This is a genomic window from Oceanobacillus oncorhynchi (assembly GCF_000821065.1).
GTDB classification, from domain to species: Bacteria; Bacillota; Bacilli; order Bacillales; family Amphibacillaceae; genus Oceanobacillus; species Oceanobacillus oncorhynchi.
The window spans coordinates 1,964,197-1,982,233 of record NZ_CDGG01000001.1 but is presented as its reverse complement, the minus strand read 5'-3'; the positions used below and the strand labels follow the sequence as shown (position 1 = coordinate 1,982,233).

The 18,037-nt window shown below is 37.8% G+C and carries 14 protein-coding genes; 1 reads left to right on the top strand and 13 read right to left on the bottom strand.

Annotated features, from left to right (window positions below):
• Positions 1 to 10: 10 nt before the first annotated feature.
• The 10 genes from BN997_RS09410 to BN997_RS09365 form a co-directional block, all read right to left on the bottom strand.
• Complete coding sequence (locus BN997_RS09410; protein WP_042531678.1) at positions 11 to 844, bottom strand: sugar phosphate isomerase/epimerase family protein; 834 nt, start codon at positions 842 to 844, stop codon at positions 11 to 13.
• A 400-nt stretch (positions 845 to 1,244) separates the two neighbouring features.
• The gene (locus BN997_RS09405) at positions 1,245 to 2,126 is read right to left on the bottom strand and encodes an aldose 1-epimerase family protein (protein WP_042531677.1); all 882 of its coding nucleotides are present in this window, start codon (positions 2,124 to 2,126) and stop codon (positions 1,245 to 1,247) included.
• 928 nt (positions 2,127 to 3,054) lie between these two features.
• Complete coding sequence (locus tag BN997_RS09400; RefSeq protein ID WP_042531675.1) at positions 3,055 to 3,858, bottom strand: inositol monophosphatase family protein; 804 nt, start codon at positions 3,856 to 3,858, stop codon at positions 3,055 to 3,057.
• A gap of 49 nt (positions 3,859 to 3,907) precedes the next feature.
• The gene (locus BN997_RS22195; protein WP_052484966.1) at positions 3,908 to 4,717 is read right to left on the bottom strand and encodes a Cof-type HAD-IIB family hydrolase; all 810 of its coding nucleotides are present in this window, start codon (positions 4,715 to 4,717) and stop codon (positions 3,908 to 3,910) included.
• A 262-nt stretch (positions 4,718 to 4,979) separates the two neighbouring features.
• Positions 4,980 to 6,308, bottom strand: coding sequence for a group II intron reverse transcriptase/maturase (ltrA, locus tag BN997_RS09390; protein WP_042531674.1), 1,329 nt, complete (start codon positions 6,306 to 6,308; stop codon positions 4,980 to 4,982).
• A 751-nt stretch (positions 6,309 to 7,059) separates the two neighbouring features.
• The gene (locus tag BN997_RS09385) at positions 7,060 to 7,866 is read right to left on the bottom strand and encodes a histidinol-phosphatase (protein WP_042535964.1); all 807 of its coding nucleotides are present in this window, start codon (positions 7,864 to 7,866) and stop codon (positions 7,060 to 7,062) included.
• 24 nt (positions 7,867 to 7,890) lie between these two features.
• Complete coding sequence (locus tag BN997_RS09380; RefSeq protein WP_042531672.1) at positions 7,891 to 8,892, bottom strand: extracellular solute-binding protein; 1,002 nt, start codon at positions 8,890 to 8,892, stop codon at positions 7,891 to 7,893.
• 28 nt (positions 8,893 to 8,920) lie between these two features.
• On the bottom strand, positions 8,921 to 10,000 hold the full coding sequence (locus BN997_RS09375) for an ABC transporter ATP-binding protein (protein ID WP_042531670.1): 1,080 nt from the start codon (positions 9,998 to 10,000) through the stop codon (positions 8,921 to 8,923).
• A gap of 19 nt (positions 10,001 to 10,019) precedes the next feature.
• Positions 10,020 to 11,741 (bottom strand): ABC transporter permease, encoded by a 1,722-nt coding sequence (locus BN997_RS09370; RefSeq protein WP_084612905.1) that lies wholly within the window; start codon positions 11,739 to 11,741, stop codon positions 10,020 to 10,022.
• A gap of 70 nt (positions 11,742 to 11,811) precedes the next feature.
• Positions 11,812 to 12,849, bottom strand: a complete 1,038-nt coding sequence (locus BN997_RS09365; protein WP_042531669.1) for an ABC transporter substrate-binding protein — start codon at positions 12,847 to 12,849, stop codon at positions 11,812 to 11,814.
• 312 nt (positions 12,850 to 13,161) lie between these two features.
• On the opposite strand from BN997_RS09365, the gene BN997_RS09360 reads away from it, so the two are divergent.
• Entirely contained in the window at positions 13,162 to 14,523 is a 1,362-nt protein-coding gene (locus tag BN997_RS09360) for an IS4 family transposase (RefSeq protein ID WP_042531668.1), read from the top strand.
• 176 nt (positions 14,524 to 14,699) lie between these two features.
• Here BN997_RS09360 and BN997_RS09355 read toward each other — a convergent pair whose 3' ends face one another.
• The 3 genes from BN997_RS09355 to BN997_RS09345 form a co-directional block, all read right to left on the bottom strand.
• Positions 14,700 to 15,746 carry an ABC transporter substrate-binding protein gene (locus BN997_RS09355; protein ID WP_042531666.1) on the bottom strand — a complete coding sequence of 349 codons (1,047 nt, stop codon included), beginning with the start codon at positions 15,744 to 15,746 and terminating at the stop codon, positions 14,700 to 14,702.
• 303 nt (positions 15,747 to 16,049) lie between these two features.
• Positions 16,050 to 17,087, bottom strand: coding sequence for an ABC transporter substrate-binding protein (locus BN997_RS09350; protein ID WP_042531664.1), 1,038 nt, complete (start codon positions 17,085 to 17,087; stop codon positions 16,050 to 16,052).
• 32 nt (positions 17,088 to 17,119) lie between these two features.
• Positions 17,120 to 17,902, bottom strand: a complete 783-nt coding sequence (locus BN997_RS09345; RefSeq protein ID WP_042531662.1) for an HAD family hydrolase — start codon at positions 17,900 to 17,902, stop codon at positions 17,120 to 17,122.
• Positions 17,903 to 18,037: the final 135 nt, after the last annotated feature.

Below are 18,037 nucleotides of genomic sequence, written 5' to 3'. Positions count from 1 at the left end.
CTCCTCTAATCTATGAATGAATACTAGTTGCGATAGATTCCAGTGTCGTTTCTTTTGCTTTTTGAATCACTTCCTCCGCAGGCATTTGATAATACTCCGGACGGAACAATTCAACAGAGACAATATCTTCTTTATAACCAATCTCTTTTACTGTCTGCAACAACTTCTCCAGATCAATGACACCTTCCCCCGGCCAGACACGATGTTCGTCTCGAAGTACTCCGACAGGGTAATCCTCTGTATCATCGATATGTAAAATAAAGATTTTCTCTCCATTCGCCTTCTTCAAAAATTCAAAATCTGAATTCATTGCATGAAAGTGAAAACAGTCAAAAACTAACCCAACACTTTTTCTATCTACCGTATCAATAATATCATAAGCCTGTTCAAAGGTATTAATTGTACATTCCGGATGCCCAACAAATTCCAATGCCACCTTCACACCTTGTGCTTCTGCTATATCCGCGAATTGGTGCAACATGTTGACTGCACTCGCATTAATATCTTCCTTAAGAAGCGCCTGATCAGTTACTAATGGCACCACGACCACATAAGCAGCTCCTAATTTACTTGCATTATCCACCATCGTTTTAAATTCTTCGATGACTTGTTCCTCGTCCTCGCGGTTATTAAAATATACCAGCGCATTTAAAGCAATTGGTTTAATATGATGGTTTTGGAAATAATCTTGTAATTCTTCCATCGAATGCTCCTGCAAGTATTCCGGCAATTTATCCATCGTGCGTATTTCGATATAGTCGTAGCCATGCTTTTCACAGTATTCGAGATCCTTGGCAAGATTTGAATTTTCTAATGTGGTTGCTTGGTTATAGCAAAGTTTCATTTTTTGTCCTCCTTGTAGATAATAGGCGTAATTCCACATGTTTGCTTTGTATTTGATATATCCTTTTCATTAAAGCGCTTGCATTATTTTTGAAAATACAATGCATACTGTGAATAATTACAATAAGTTACTATTATCTTATTGTGAATTTATTGTTATATTTTTCAGTCTAAATCAAGGAAGAGGATAAATATTTATAATTTGATGCCTATCTTTTGTATTATGGAGACAATATTCCATTTAGTCACTGGTATTTTAATCGCTTTATAGAAGGAAACCTTCATACAAACTTGAAAAATTTAAGAATGAGATAAAAAAAGCGCATGAACTTGATTTGCACAAGTTCACACGTTTTTCATTACGTGGATATTTTTACATAAAACAGATATAGGTTAAGTAATCATTTAAACGTCATCGTATACGCCTTCTGAAATACCTCACCAGCTTCTAACCGGTTAACTCCAAACTTCTCTTTAAAGTCTCCCGTCGTATCATGCATATCCGCAATACCACACCAAGGCTCGATACAAACAAATGGCGCAATACTATTTTTTTCTTCATTATATTTAGACCAGATTCCTACAAACGGAAAGTCTGTAAATTCAACATCTACGCCACGATCAGATTTTGCTGAGACAAGCTCGATACGATCGATATGACTGTATATCATAGCATCCTTTGCAAACAGCTCTGGCTGCAGTGTTATGTCTGGAAGCTGATTACGGACTTCTTTCTCATGAACCAATGCATTTTCCAAGCCATATTCCATTACCTCTTTATTTGGAGCAGGAGTAAATTTCAATTGGTAATCCTCTAATCCTTCATTTTCTAACAGCGGGATTCGAAAAGCTGGATGAGCGCCAATTGAAAAATACATTTCCCCGCTATTTTTGTTTTCTATTTTCCAATCAACGGTAAGCGAATCCTGGTTGAGGGAATAAGTGATTGTTGCTTTAAATTCATATGGATAAACTTCTTTAAAACGTCCATCCGAAGCTGCCTCAAATGCAACATGCTCTGCCGAATGTGAGCTTTGTTCAAATTCAACATCTCTTAAAAATCCATGCTGAGACATGTCATATGTTTTTCCGTCTAATTGATATTGGTCTCCTTTTAAACGCCCAACAACCGGGAATAATACCGGTGAAACACGTCCCCAATAGGCACTGTCTCCCGTCCACATATAGCTTAAGTTATTCTTTTTATGCTCGACAGCCCGTATTTCAGCGCCATTACTTTCTATTTCAACTTTTAACCAATCGTTTTCTATGATTTGTTTCACTGTGGTTCATCCTTTCTGGAATTAAAGAGTTGATGGAGAAGTGGTTATATACTTTAATCTTAATGTTTGGGGAGCGGGGTGTCTAGTTTGGCTTTCCGTTATATACTTTCTTGTTTTCTTAACCAATAGTAGACTTAAGTTCTTTTTAACCTTTAATTAAATTTTTCAGTATTGATGAATCTATTTGAAACGAACAAAAAATACAGATAAATCCAGCTGTTCTCCTTTATATTATAGATAGGGGACTATTTTCTTTACCTTTCTTCTATTGTTCATTGTAATGTGTAACCAAATTTAGTTGGCAGTTGATATTTTGTATTTTTATTTCCTTATTATCTACGAGATTTGAAAAGAGACCTTAAATGTCATTACATTCAAAGTCTCCTAACTTTTCACAGCACCCCTCCTTGTCATATTTATATTAACTTAATTTGCAGAAAACGCTTTACTGATAATTGACCGTTGCAACGGTCAGTTATCTGACATCCTTTAGAGTTAAGGTAAATAAAATCAGCATTAAATAGAGGCAAGGAAGGATTTCCTTGTCTCTATTATCGCTATTTTAACCAATATTATAAGAATCCATAAAATGGGTTTTATTGTAAAGGGAAATACAATAATTAAAAAATATAGGATAATTAACAATAATTTAGTTTTATTTTAGAGGGAAAGGTTATCATATTCTATTTTGAATGATATAGAAATAAACTGTGCATAGAATAAAAGGAAGGATTTCCACATTGCTCACATCATATAGGAGATTATCATAATTTTCATTAACCGGCATATCTCTTTTTATGTACTCTCTCTAAGTACCCGCCAGAAATAAAAAAAGACATTCCTTAGGAAATTTCCTTCCTAGGAATGTTCTTATGTCCAATTACTATCATATTCTTTCCTTTTGAATAGTATACCTGAAAATTTATCATCAAAAACCATGGATAGAAGCAAACGCCTCCTTCCACTCCTCATCAATCTTTCCATTCGTACAAGTGAAATTCGGAAATTCAAAGCGAACATCCCTTCCATCCAATTGGTAAACACTCCCCCCTGCTTCCTCAACAATCAATCTGCCTGCAGCAATATCCCAAATATTCACACCCCATTCCCAAAATGCATCCAAACGTCCAGAAGCAACATAAGCACAATGCAAGGCAGCTGAACCGAAAGTACGGACATTTCGAGTCAACGGAGCAATTTTCACATATCCCTCTAAAACATGATTACGGTCACTTTCATATTTAGCTGGAACTCCAGTTGACACAAGGCTCTCCGCTAAAGAACCCTGCTCGCTTACATGAATTGCTTCTCCATTTAATGTTGCTCCTTTTCCACGTTCAGCAATAAATAATTCATTTGCAACAGGATCATAAATGATGCCAAAAGCAGCTTCCCCTTTACAATATAAAGCTACTGAAATCGTATATCCCGGCAATCCATGTACATAATTCGTCGTTCCATCAATTGGATCAATTACCCATAGATTAGGGTGCGTTTCTAACATTTCTAGCATTTTATCATGACCTATCTCTTCCACTGTTTCTTCTCCAAAAACAGCATGCTCTGGGAAATCCCTCTTTATTTCCTCGGTTATATATTTTTCTGTTTTCTTATCCATTTCTGTAACTAAATCCATATCGCTGCCCTTTGTTTCAACAGTGAATCTAGAATTCACCTTATCTACCAGTCTTCTCCCTGCTACTATGACGATTTCACATACCTCTTCAAACATGGCATCACCTTCTCTTCAGAATTTGAATTGTATCAATAATCTACTTTTATCACTTTAAAGCAACAGAATGACTTATATCTTCAATAATGCTTTGAATAGCGTGATGCTCATGATGAACGGTTTCCCGAAAGTTCTGCTGCTTCAATAAATCAATGGCATTTTCAACCACATAAGCTATATCAGCTGTTTGTAACATGGTCAAATCATTTTCATGATCCCCGACACAAGTGGTATGTAAGTCGGTTCGTTCTATATATTTGAGCAGTTCTTTCACAGCGTTTCCCTTGGAAGCATCCTTTGGTAAAATTTCTAAATAAATTTTATCTGAATAGACCATATCACAAGAAACATCACTGGATTGCACTAGCTGTTCACATTTTTTTAAATTAGCAGGATCATTTGAAATAACAAGAACTTTTGTCACATAGCTTGTATCAAAATCAGCACCTATTTCCTTAACCTTCACTTTATCTTTTTTCTCATTCTCTTTAACCAATTCATTGTAATCTAGTGTATAGGCCCTTTTATTTTGATAATAATTTATTCCAATTGAATGACCTTCACTCAATGTTTGTAATTGGTTAAATAATGGTGTGAATTGAGTAATCTTTTGTTCAAATATACGCTGTTTTTTCTGATAATCATAAATAACAGCCCCATTATACAAAATAACAGGAAGTGCAATTCCTAATTCTTGCATATAAGGATAAACAGATTCTTCAATCCTTCCGGTAGCAATGGTAAACAATCCGCCGTTCTTTATAAATTGCTTGATAGATGTTTTATTCTCCATACTTATTTTCTGCTTTCCATCAAGTAAGGTGCCGTCTAAATCAGAGATTAATAGATGATTATTCATTCCATCGCGTCCCTTCGCAATTCTTTTTTACTATATAAATTAAAATTAATAGCTACCGCTACAGAAAAACACTACGCTTTCCGTGGGCTTGAGCTCAGCCTCCTCGAAAAAAAGAAGTTCGCTTTTTTTCTGCGGGGTCTTCCCTCCGCGCTTTCCCAGTCGAGTAAGCGGGAATTTAGCTTTGTATTTTCCAGCTAAATTCCTCTACTCCTCCCAGAACCGTGCGAGCGGTATTACCGCACACGGATCCTCCTATCAACATTTACAGAATATAGCTAATATGATTTCGCAGGCTATATATATTCACTCTAATTTCCGGACTGATAAGTGGATACTTTTGTAAGAACAGTCGAAACTTCTCCCAACTGAATGATTTCTTCTGGCTTCGTCGATTCATCCACTTGAATAAAAGTTGTTTTACTTTGTCGTAAAAGTTCCTCACTTCATATATATTGTCCGTGATACAATAGTAGTTATAATAGCCTTGGAGCGCTAAATTGATTCGTCCCATGATTAATCGGATATCCATTGTTCGATGCTTCTGAAGCCATTCCTTATGCCTTTTAAGTTTTGCTTTCACCTTCTTGCTGCTGCTTTTACGCTTTACTCGAAATCTTCCGTTTCGACTTCTGCTGCAGTAGTGGGTGAAGCCCAGGAAATCAAAAGTAGGAGGCTTCCCTTTCTTTTTACGCTTACAGTCCTCTTCAGCGAAACGGCCAAATGGAATGATACTTGTTTTCTCTTCCGCCATTTCTAAATGAAATTTGTTTAGCCGTTTTCTAAGCTTGTGGTAAAAGGCTTCTGCATCGCTTTTGTATTGAAAGCAACATACAAAATCATCCGCATATCGAACCATGTATGTCTGACCTCTACTTTCTTTGCGTATCTTCTTCTCAAACCATGAATCAAGAACGTAATGCAGGTATATATTCCCAACAATCGGCGAAATGATGCCACCTTGCGGAGCACCGCTCTCTGTCCGATAGTATTTCCCTTCCTCCATATAACCGCCTTTTAGAAAGCGACCAATAATTCGAAGGAAGCTTGGGTCATTAATACGATGTTCCAGAAAGGTCATCATCCATTTATGGTCTACATTATCAAAGAAGCCTTTGATGTCTACATCGACTACATAGCTGGTATATCGCTTTTCTATATACACGTTTAGTGTCTTTAACGCATCGTGACAGTTTCTTTGCGGACGAAATCCAAAAGAACTATCCAGAAAATCATTCTCATAGATGGCATTTAATATTTTGGCTATGCCTCTTTGGACAATTTTATCCTCGTGTTCTGGGATGCCTAAGGGTCTTTTCTTCTTTGTACCGGGTTTGTCAATATATGTTCTTCTTACCGGCACAGGTCGATACTTCTTCCCTTTCATGCGCGACACTAAATTATTGATGTTCTCATCCAGATTAGCTCCATATTCTTCTTTGGTTACCTCATTGATACCTGTAGCCTTTTTATTTGGAAGTTCCTTATGGCATTGTTTTGGGTTTTCTTCATTGAGAAGATGTGCTAAAGAAGTAAAGACCATATCCTTATTTTCTTTCGCTAATTCTGCTATCCTTCGCAGTTCAGTTTCCATTGATTCTCCACCTCCGTGTGTGGTCCATGTGTCCCTTTGAAGGGCATTGACAGGTGGTGACCTTTCCTCCATCAGCGTTACCCGACTTCATTGGTACTATGTCACCATCCGACTACCTTTAGGCATCTGGCTACCTCACTTTATTATCGCTTGTTCACCATTACCTTCCTGTTTGTACAGGAAAGACCATAAAGGTTCTCCCGAGTTGCCGTAATATATCCATGTGTAACGTGCCAAGGTCATTGACTCCGAGGAAGCTGAGATTTTCTTGCCGTTTATTGAAAACCCCAGTGTTGTCTTCTAAGCTCCTGAGCTTATCGACCTTCCTGTTTATTCACGAAATTTCGGAGCTCTATCCCTTCAACCGCTCTTGGCTTTCCGCCCATTACCTCACTGTCTACGCTTAAAAGCTTATGTTGCCACAAGCCCTCCAAGACTCGCTACGAGTGAATGGCTAGTTCTTTCTCGACGGGAATCCCACCCGCTATATATCACGACCTATGCTCGGTCGCTCCAGGAGTCTCCGTGTTTTTCTTCCGCTAGTTACTGTTTTCAATCATCATTTTGTCATTTTTATAAGAAAACAAAAGTGTAATTTCTTACTTCAATTTATATAGACTATTTTATTTTTATCTTCATCAAACAGATTGAATAGGTTATCTTATATTCTTGAACGATAACATCCTAATTTTAGAAAAACCCGCATCCGCTAAAGAATGAGCTTATGCGGGTTTCTTCATACTCCACACAATTAAAGTGACACCGTATATCTTTTCTTGTTAACAAAATACACCATTTCCTGAAAGCCAATTTGTTTTAAAGTTTCCTGTACTTCTAAGTAATCATCCCCTACTCTGGAAGGTACGTGAGAATCTGAACCAAAAGATATATCTACACCGTAATGGCATGCCCTTTCTAATATTTCATGGGAAGGATACCATCCGCCGCAATCCTTATTTTTACCGGATGTATTCACTTCAATAGCAACACCTTCATCTGCAATGACTTTTAATGTTTCTTCTATCACTGATGTTTTGACATCATGAAAATCTAATAAATATCCTTTCATCGCATCAATATGTCCCAAGACTTGAAACATACCGCTTTTGGCAGATTGCTGAATCGAATGGTAGTAGGTTTCTTTTTCCTCGAGACGTTCTCCCTCTGTTAAATAATCCCATCTGCCTTTTTGAAAAATACTTTTATCGTGAACATGATGGACAGAGCCAATGATATAATCAAATGGGTATTTTTGATAAATGCTTCTATACATATCTGCATATTCAGGAAAGTAATCACTCTCCATTCCAAGCAGCACATGAATTTTATTCTTATATTTTTCTTTCAGCGTCAACACTTCATTTACGTATTCATCCAGTTCGCTCTTCGCCATTGCAATTCCCGGATATAGCTGATCTTCCTTCGAATAAAAATAAGGAGAGTGATCTGAGATTCCAATATAATGTAAACCACGATCTATTGCAGCCTTAATGTAATCCTCTATTTTTCCTTCTGCATGCCCGCACCTATCATGGTGCGTATGTAAATCAAAAATTATATTTGTCACTTCGCATCTTCCCCCTTACTCTCTAAATTGGATAACTTCTTTAAAATCAGAAATTAAATTTGATCGGCTTTCCACTGCTTCTTCCTCATCAACAGGTATAATCAATAATTCATCCAACGATACGGACTGTGGCGGATTTACTGCATTCACATTGGTCAGCATATGATAATTTCCTATTCTTTGTCCTATTTCCTGTGCTTCCTTTGTTAATGACCAATCGATAAACTCCTGTGCAGCCTCTTGGTTTTGGGCATCTGTCGTCATAGCGATGGCTTCGACTTCATACGTTGTCGGTTCTGTCGGGTAGATAATATTCAACTCATTAAATCCCTCATTCTTCAGGCGCATGGCATCGTGAGCAAACATAATCGTTGCAGCACTTTCCTTATAACCTATAAACCTTCCAGTTGAATCTTCTGCCAAAGTGTAATCAGTTACATTTTGATTGATATTTTGCAGCACACTTCTTGTTCGCAAATCTCCATATAATTCATCAAAGAGAGCAATCGTAAGGTACCCTGCTTCTGTTGATTCTGGATTTGGCAATGTCAGCCAGTTCTTATATTCTACCCGTTGCAGATCACTCCACCGCTGCGGGTTACTTACCCCTTGTTCCACATGCCATTGACGATTGGTTACAATGGCCAAGACCCCTACACTAATTCCAGTCCAATACCCTTCTTCATCCTTATATATTTCGTCAATTTCTTCTCTATAGTCCGAAATATATGGTTCCAAGAGTCCTTGCTGTTTCGCCTCTTCCATTAAAAAAGACGATCCCCCATACCAAATATCAAATTCCTCTTCTCCATTCTCCAATGATTGAAGAATTTCAAGATTACTTTTTCTTTGAAAAGAAATATGGATACCCGTATCCCGTTCAAACTGCTCTGCAATTCGGATCATATAAGCTGTATCCATTCCAGTATAAACCTGTAATACTTCTTTTTGCCCAGCCTTGCTGCAACCAGAAAGAAGGAGAAGGACTACGAACAATAGCATTGTTATTTTTCGCATAGCAATTCCCCCCTCCTTCTATTTAACCTTATGCTGGTACAACATGCAACGAGCGTTGTGAAAATGTCAGGTTCACACTATCGCCGTCATAATAAACTTCTTTCCCTCCTGGATCTGCAACAACCGCATACAATTGAATACCATTAAAATCTAGCTCATATTCTTGTATCTGTCCCATAAACACACTCTTTAGAACTTTCGCAGACTCTGTTCCTTCCTTACTGAGATTGATTGCCTCTGGACGAACAACAACAGAAACAGATTGTCCTTCATGAAATGTATCTGCATCCTTTTGTAAAACTTCGATGGTGGTTTGTTTCGTTTTTACAAAGAGACGATCCGAATCTTTCTTATCTACAACCCCTCCTAAAAAGTTTGCCGTACCAATAAAATCAGAAACAAATTTTGTTTTTGGCTTTTGATAAATTTCCATCGGTGGTCCTACTTGTTCAATACGACCCTCATTCATAACAACAATACGATCACTCAAACTCATCGCCTCACTTTGATCATGTGTTACATAAATTGCTGTAATACCAAGTTCTTTCTGAATACGGCGAATTTCATCACGCATCGTAATCCGAAGTTTCGCATCTAAATTGGATAATGGTTCATCGAAAAGCAGCACTCCAGGCTCCATTACCAACGCCCGGGCAAGCGCAACACGCTGCTGTTGACCGCCAGACAATTGGTTTGGCATTCTGTTTTTATTTACATGTAAGTTCATAATATCCATTATAGGTGTCACTCGTTTTTCAATTTCACTTTTACTTAACTTTTTCAGTTTTAGTCCATAGCAAATATTTTCATATACAGACATATGCGGAAACAATGCATATGATTGGAATACCATCGTACAGTCTCTTTTATTTGCAGGTATATTTTGAACGTTATCCTCACCAAACATAATTGCACCGTTCGATAATTCCTCAAACCCGGCAATCATACGCAATGTGGTTGTCTTTCCACACCCGGAAGGACCTAGTAGTGTTGCAAATTCTCCTTTTTCAATATGCAAACTGACTTCCTTAACAGCTGTCATTACTTTTCCTTCATCATCGGTAAATTGTTTGGTTACATTTTCTAACTTTACGGATTTTGCTGACATGTATTATCCCTCCAAGTATTTAGGCAGCATTCACAGAATCTGCATTAGCAGCGTCTTTTGAAATAATTTCTGCACCTGTTTGTTTGTCTTTTCTTAATTTCCACTTACCTGTAAATAAAGCAGTTAAGCCATTTAAAACTAACATTGCTGCAATCATTAAGATAATTAGTAATGTACAATAAGCACTCGCAACACCAATTCTTCCCGATTCTACCTGTGCCAGTATAGAAGCAGTAATCAGATTATATCTTGCCGAAACAAGGAAGATTACAGCACTCATCGCTGTCATACTTTTTACGAAAGTGTATACTAATGAACTGAAAAATGCTGGTCGAATCAAAGGCAGTACAATCGAAAAGAATGTTTTGGAACCGCTCGCTCCCAGGTTCGTTGCCGCTTCTTCAATGGAAGGGTCTATCTGCTGGAGAGAAGTAATTCCGGACCTGATCCCCACCGGCATCGCACGAACAATAAATGCAGCGATAATAATTAATGCTGTCCCCGTAATTGCCAAAGGAGCTTGGTTAAATGCTAAAATGTAAGAGATACCAATTACTGTTCCTGGAATTGCTATCGAAAGCATGCTGATACCTTCCATTAATTTCTTTCCCGCAAATCTTTTTCGAACAATTAAGAAGGCAAGAATCATTGCAAATAATCCGCCAATTGGAGTGGCAATAATCGATAGCTGTAATGTGTCTACTACTGCTTTTTGCCCAATGGAAAATACATAGCTATAATGGTCTAACGTAAAGCTGTAATTTACACCCCATAGTTGAATAAACGAACCAATTGGAACTAAAATGTAAAATAAGATAACGGTTGCCGATAAACCATAACAAATCCCAATCATTATTCTCCGGAAGACACCTTTTGAAACCATCTTCCTGGCTGAGGTTGGTTTTCCAGTAACCGTAACGTAACTCTTCTTTCCAACCCAGAATTTTTGAACTGCATAAAGGATAACCGTTACTGTCAGCAGAACCATTGCCAAAGCAGCTCCAGCTTGCATATTATAACTTCCTACTGCCTGCATATAAATTTCTCTTGCAACGGTGTTATAGTCTCCACCAATTGTCATCGGATTACCAAAATCCGCCATAGATTGAATGAATACAAGTAGAAAAGCATTTCCGATTCCCGGTACAGATAAAGGTAATGTAACTTTTTTAAATGTCTGCCATTTTGTAGAACCAAGATTATCACTTGCTTCTTCTAGAGATGGGCTGATGGATCGTAACAATCCAGCCAATACTAAGAAAGCAACTGGGAAATAAGTTAATGTCTGTACTAGGATAAGACCATGCAAGCCATAAATATTCGCATTTTCTATCCCTAATAATGTTTCCGAAATAAACCCGCCTCTTCCAAACAGTAAAATTGCTGATAGAGCAATAACGAACGGAGGTGAAATAACCGGTAAAATAGCAATCCCGTTAAATATTTTTTTAAACGGTACTTCAATATAAGCGAAAGTATAGGCAAAGAAATAAGCAATAGCTGTTGATAAAATGGAAACAATGATGGCTAATACTAGTGAATTCGTTAAAGCACTAGTTAACTGCCCTCCAGCAAAAACCCTTTCATAACCTTGCCAATTAATTTCTCCATTTGAGAGGAAACTAGATAGAAAAATTTGAAACATCGGAAAAGCAATAAAAATGATTAGTGTCAGCATAATCAATACAACTAATATAAGAAGTAATGGCTGCTTGACTAATTTACGTATATTTTCCTTCATAGAAAGCTTTCACTCCTTTTATGTTAAAAAAGGGAGCTGATGAGGCTCCTTTTTTCAACGTTCTCTGACTCTAGTTATTTACTTCATTATCCCAGCGGTCAAGAATTTCCTGACGGCGTTCCCCAGCCTCTTTCGGGTCTGAATCTAATAGATTAATTTCATCTAAATTCGGTGCCCCTTCAGGCGGAGTTGCGTCGGGATGTGTAAGACTCTGGAAATTATTTGTTTCTTGTCCAACTTCTTGTGCTCCCGGACCTGCAGCCCAATCGATAAACTCTTGCGCCAGCTCTTCATTTGGAGCTCCTTCAATAATGCCGACTCCTCCAATTTCAAACCCTGTACCATCATCCGGGAAGGAAAGAACAATATCGTCAAATCCTTCTTCTTGATATTTAACAATATCATGTGCAAATAGAATTCCTGCTCCTACTTCATTTAGTCCAACCATTCTACCTGGTGCAGAGCCACTAGTCGTATATTGCTGAACTTGTGGGTGAAGTTCTTTTAAGTATTCAAATCCTTCCTCATCTCCGCCTTTCGCACGAAGAATGGAATATAATGCAGTATAAGCTGTACCTGATGAACTTGGATGCGCCATAACCAATTGATTCTGATAAGCAGGATCTAACAGGTCATCCCAGCTCGTCGGTGCTTCTAAATCATTTTCATCCAAGAAATTTTGATTTGTTGCAAAACCAATTGCACCTACATAAACTCCTGTCCAATAATGATCTGGATCTTTATACTCCTCTGGAATATCTGCTGCTACCGGTGAGTCATACGGATGTAATAAGTCTTCCGTTTTAGCAGCTTCAAATGTATCTGCAGGACCGCCATACCAGATATCTGCCTGTGGATTATCTTTTTCCGCACGTACCTTTGCCAAGATTTCTCCAGCTGACATACGAACCATATCGACATCAATTCCTGTATCCTGTTGGAACCTATCAACCGCAGCAATCGCATGATCTTCTTGGAATCCAACATAAACTGTTAACGTTCCGCTTGGACTATCTTCCCCGTCTGCTCCATCTGAATCATTTGATCCGCATGCGGCAAGCAGAAAAACAACTAATAATATAAATAATAATTTTATAGATTTCTTCAATGTTACTACCTCCTTTTTTCTTATGTCTTAAGTTTATTTGTATACGCTTCCATATTCAACACCAAATGAATTCCTTTTGAAGCGGTATAGAATTGGTATGGTGGAAATACATGTATGATTCATATTTTATGAAATATATTAAAGTCTCAACTTTCGCACCTAGAAAAACTTAATAAAATCAATAAGCTCAAGTACTTGTAGCTACTGTAGTAGGTTGCTTGACACAGATTTTAAACATGAAAAAACACCTTTCCGTTTGGTATAGTTGATTTGTCTAGAATCACTACCAAAACAGAAGAGGTGTCTCCTACCATGATAGCGAATAATGACCCGAATAAGCAACTGCCAACTGAAATAAAATCTGTATTTAAAGAATTAGGTGTTCTAAAACATTTGCGTAACGCTGGAATTACCAAGTCTTTTGGCATTTCTAGTGCTATTATTTTTCAATTAATCTTTCGTCTCATCTTTGAACATAAAAATTGGTTTCGTATGCTGGATAGTAAGAAGTCCGCAGATCTTCCGGCGAAAGATACGGTTTATCGCTTTTTAAACAAGTCTACTTTTAATTGGCGGCGTTTTCTGCTTGCCTTGGCTTCTTCTGTCATTTCAAAAGTATCTGCCTTTACGAGTCATCGTCGTCCTAAAGTATTTATCATCGATGATTCCTCTTATGACCGGAATAGAAGCAAAAAAGTAGAGTTATTAGCCCGGTGTTTTGATCATGCTTCTCAAAAGATGAGGTTTTATAAAGGGTTCCGCATGTTAACTTTGGGATGGTCCGATGGCGCAACTTTTATGCCTGTAGACTTCTCTTTATTAAGTTCGAAAAAGCATCAGATCAATGGTATTTCTAAAGACATCGATAAGCGCAGTTCTGGATATAAACGTCGCCAGGAAGCCTTACAAACCGCACCGGAACAAATTCCGGGTATGCTTCAGCGTGCCATGAATGCCGGGATAGATGCTTCTTATGTGTTAATGGATTCCTGGTTTACCCAACCGCCTCTGATCAAAGACATCAAAGAACAAGGACTTGATGTGGTTGGCATGGTTAAAAATTTAAAACAACGTTATCTGGTAGATGGCAAACATGTCAGTTTAAAAGAACTTTATCGTCTGGCAAAACCGGCATTCGGCAAGAAAAGCATTCTTCGTTCCATTCACACCACACAAGCCAACGGTGTGCCGGTCAAAGTCGTATTTGTGCGTAATCGTAATAAAAAGAGCGACTGGCTCGCTATTTTGAGTACAGATTGTACCCTTAGCGATCAAGAAATTATTCGTATCTATGGGATGCGCTGGGATATTGAAGTCTTTTTCAAGACAACCAAATCGCTTTTGAATCTACAAAAAGAGTTCCAAAGCCGGTCTTATGATGCCCTTATCAGCCATACCACGATTGTATTTACAAGGTATATCGTGCTTTCTTGGCAAAACCGTTGTAACTCGGATGATCGAACACTAGGCGGCTTATTTTATGAATTATGTGATGAAATTGATGAACTGGATTGGGCTGTTGCTTTACAGCAATTAATCGAGATTCTTGATGATGTCATCCAGCATACCAATAAAGCAATACAAAAATTAATCAAAAATCAAGTACAGCAATGGGTGGCAGGTTTACCTAACTATATCAAGGGTTACATGTCTATTTCAGTGTGCGAAAGTTGAGTTAAAGTTAAATAGTGATATTTTAGGCAAAAAGAAAGCCGAACTACTTCAAATTCTATTAAAGATTCTGAAATATTTTGGCTTTCTCTTTTTTATTTTTTCTTCTATAATGATGTGACTTTTAAATAGATTCTTCGTTTATACTTTTTTTATCATTATTTGTGCTATTTTATATTTTAATTATTCACTTCATTATCCCAACGGTCTAGAATCTCTTGACGACGCTCTCCAGCCTCTTTTGGATCTGAATCGATTAAATTAATCTCATCTAAATCAGGTGTTCCTTCAGGCGGCGTTGCATCTGGGTGAGTTAAACTCTGAAAGCTATTTGCCTCATGCCCGACTTCTTGTGCGCTTACTCCAGCTGCCCAATCAATAAATTCTTGTGCAAGTTCTTCATTTGGAGCTCCTTCAATAATAGCAACCGCTCCTACTTCAAATCCTGTTCCTTCTTCTGGAAAGGAAAGAACAATGTCATCAAAACCTTCTTGCTGAAACTTTATAATGTCGTGAGCAAACAAAATTCCTGCACCAACTTCATTTAAGCCAACCATTCTTCCTGGAGCTGAACCACTGGTTGTATATTGCTGAATCTGTGGGTGAAGTTCCTCCAAATATGCAAAGCCTTCTTCATCTCCACCTTTTGCACGAAGCGTGGAATACAACGCTGTATAAGCAGTCCCTGAAGAGCTTGGGTGCGCCATGACAATTTCATTGTTGTATGCGGGATCCAATAAATCATCCCAACTTGTCGGTGCTTCCAAATTATTTTCATCTAAAAAATTCTGGTTTGTCGCAAAACCGATAGCACCAACATATATCCCTGTCCAATCTCCCTCTGGGTCTTTGTATTCTTCTGAAATATCTTCAGCAACCTCTGAATGGTATGAATGTAGGAGATCTTCTGTCTTTGCAGCTTCGAATGTATCTGCTGGTCCTCCAAACCAAATATCTGCTTGCGGATTATCTTTTTCCGCACGCACCTTTGCTAAAATTTCTCCAGCCGACAGACGAACCATATCAACATTAATTCCTGTTTCTTCTTGAAATCTCTCCATTGCCGCTATTGCATGATCCTCATTGAAAGCCGAATAAACCGTTAACGTTCCACTTGGACTATCCCCTTCATCTGCTCCGTCAGCTTGATTTGAATCGTTTGACCCACATGCAACAAGTAGAAAAACAACGAATAGTATTAGTATTAATTGCATCAATTTCTTCAAAGTTATTCTCCCCCTTTTTATGTTTTCAGTTTATTTGTATGCGTTTACATAAACAACACCAAATATTCTCCTTTTGAAATGGCATAGAATTGGTATAGTAATATAAAACATGTCATTATAATCTGTTTGTGTATAATCGTTGTCTAACTTCATCCACTAAAAATTAGGTGGAAAGATGGAAATACATACGCTTCATCTATTAGATAATGTCCAATAACATCAACAAAAAAGCCGAATAAGTCCAAATTCTAAAATAAGAATGTTGAACCATTCGACCTTACTCACATAGAACTATGATTTGTTTTAATTATTCACTTCATCTTCCCAACGATCAAGAATTTCCTGACGACGTTCTCCTGCCTCGATTGGATCTGAATCAATTAATTCAATTTCTTCCAAGTCAGCTGCTTCCTCTGGCTCTACAGCATCTGGATGAGTTAAATTATTAAATGCATTTGCTTCCTGACCCACTTCCTGTGCATTCGCACTTACAGCCCAATCAATAAATTCTTGCGCTAATTCTTCATTTGGAGTACCGTTAATAATCCCGACGCCGCCAACCTCATACCCTGTTCCTTCTTCTGGAAAACTTAATACGATATTATCAAAGCCTTCTTTTTGGAACTTAATGATATTATGTGAGAATAGAATTCCAGCTCCTACTTCATTCATCCCTACCATTCTCCCTGGAGCTGAACCGCTCGTTGTATATTGCTGAACCTGATTATCCAGATCTTTCAAATAGTCAAAACCAGCATCATCACTGCCTTTAGCACGAAGAATAGAATAAAGCGCCGTGTACGCCGTACCTGAAGAGCCTGGGTGAGCAACGACTACCATATCTTTATATGCTGGATCTAATAAATCATCCCAGCTTGCAGGTGCCTCCAAGTTATGTTCATCTAAAAAGTCCTGGCTTGTCGCAAAACCAATAAGCCCTAAATAAATCCCTGTCCAATATCCTTCTTCATCCCGGTATTCTTCAGGGATTGCTTCTGCCTCTGGGGATTGATATGGCTGAAGTAAATCCTCTTCTTTCGCAGCAACAAATGTATCTGCTGGACCGCCGTACCAAATATCTGCCTGTGGATTTTGCTGCTCAGAGCGAATTTTAGCCAATATTTCTCCTGTAGACATACGAACCATATCAACATCAATTCCTGTATCCTCTGTAAATTGATTAATTGATGCAATGGCATGCTCTTCTTCAAGACCGACATAAACAGTCAATGTACCATCGTTTTCTGCTCCACCAGTTTCTTCTGTATCATCAGAACCGCATGCAGCAAGAATCAATCCTAAAAATAAAAATAGCGGTATTATCTTTTTTGTAGTTTTCATACGATGAATTCCTTTCTTTCATTTTCTTTACTTTAATTCACAACTCCAAGCTTCTTCAGTCCGTTAAAAATGCCATTCTCCTCAACGGTTGTTGTTTGAAAATCTGCATATGGAACAAGCATCGAGTCCGCATTTCCCATTGCCACGCCTGCTCCAGCAAATTGCAGCATTTCCTTATCATTCATTCCATCACCAAAAGCAATCACTTCAGAAGGTGATAGATTCAAATGCGCTATCATTTTTTTTACTGCTTCTCCTTTATTCACGGAAGTACGAATTAGATCATAGGACTCTGTAGAATGTTTGATATTAACTTTAGACAGCTGATAACCTTCTATTAAACTAAAATCTCCTTTGCTGTCAAACACATTGATTGCCGTCGCAGCTACAATCTGATCAGCAACATCTTCTGTAAACAGTTTAAATTCCTTCATTTGCGAAACTTTACTAAAATAAATAACGTGTGCATCCTTTAGAGAAGTAAAATAATTATTTTCTGTGGTATAAAGCGCAAGTTCACTTTCTCCTTGGTAGGAGATAGAAATCATTTTCTCGACATCCTCTTTACGCATCGCAGCTTTAAAAATCATTTCATTCTCGTGCATTGCATAGGATCCATTATAAGTAATCGATGAGGTGATTCCAAAGTCATTTGTCAAATTAACAATATCCATTAAAGGTCTGCCAGTACATAGAAATACTTCTATACCTGCTGCTTTTGCTTGCCGAATGGCTTCCTTGGTTGAAGCATCGTAAGTGTGGTCTGGCTTTATAATCGTTCCATCAATATCTAAAAAAATTGCACGGTAGCTCATTTTGGCCTCCTTTTTTAGTTCCTTCCTCTAAAAGATAGATGAATTCTTATGCTCTTTTCTAATTATTACTATACTTAAGACTATAATCATTTCATGGAACGCTCCACACCAAATTATTTCCGTTTAAAATGGTAG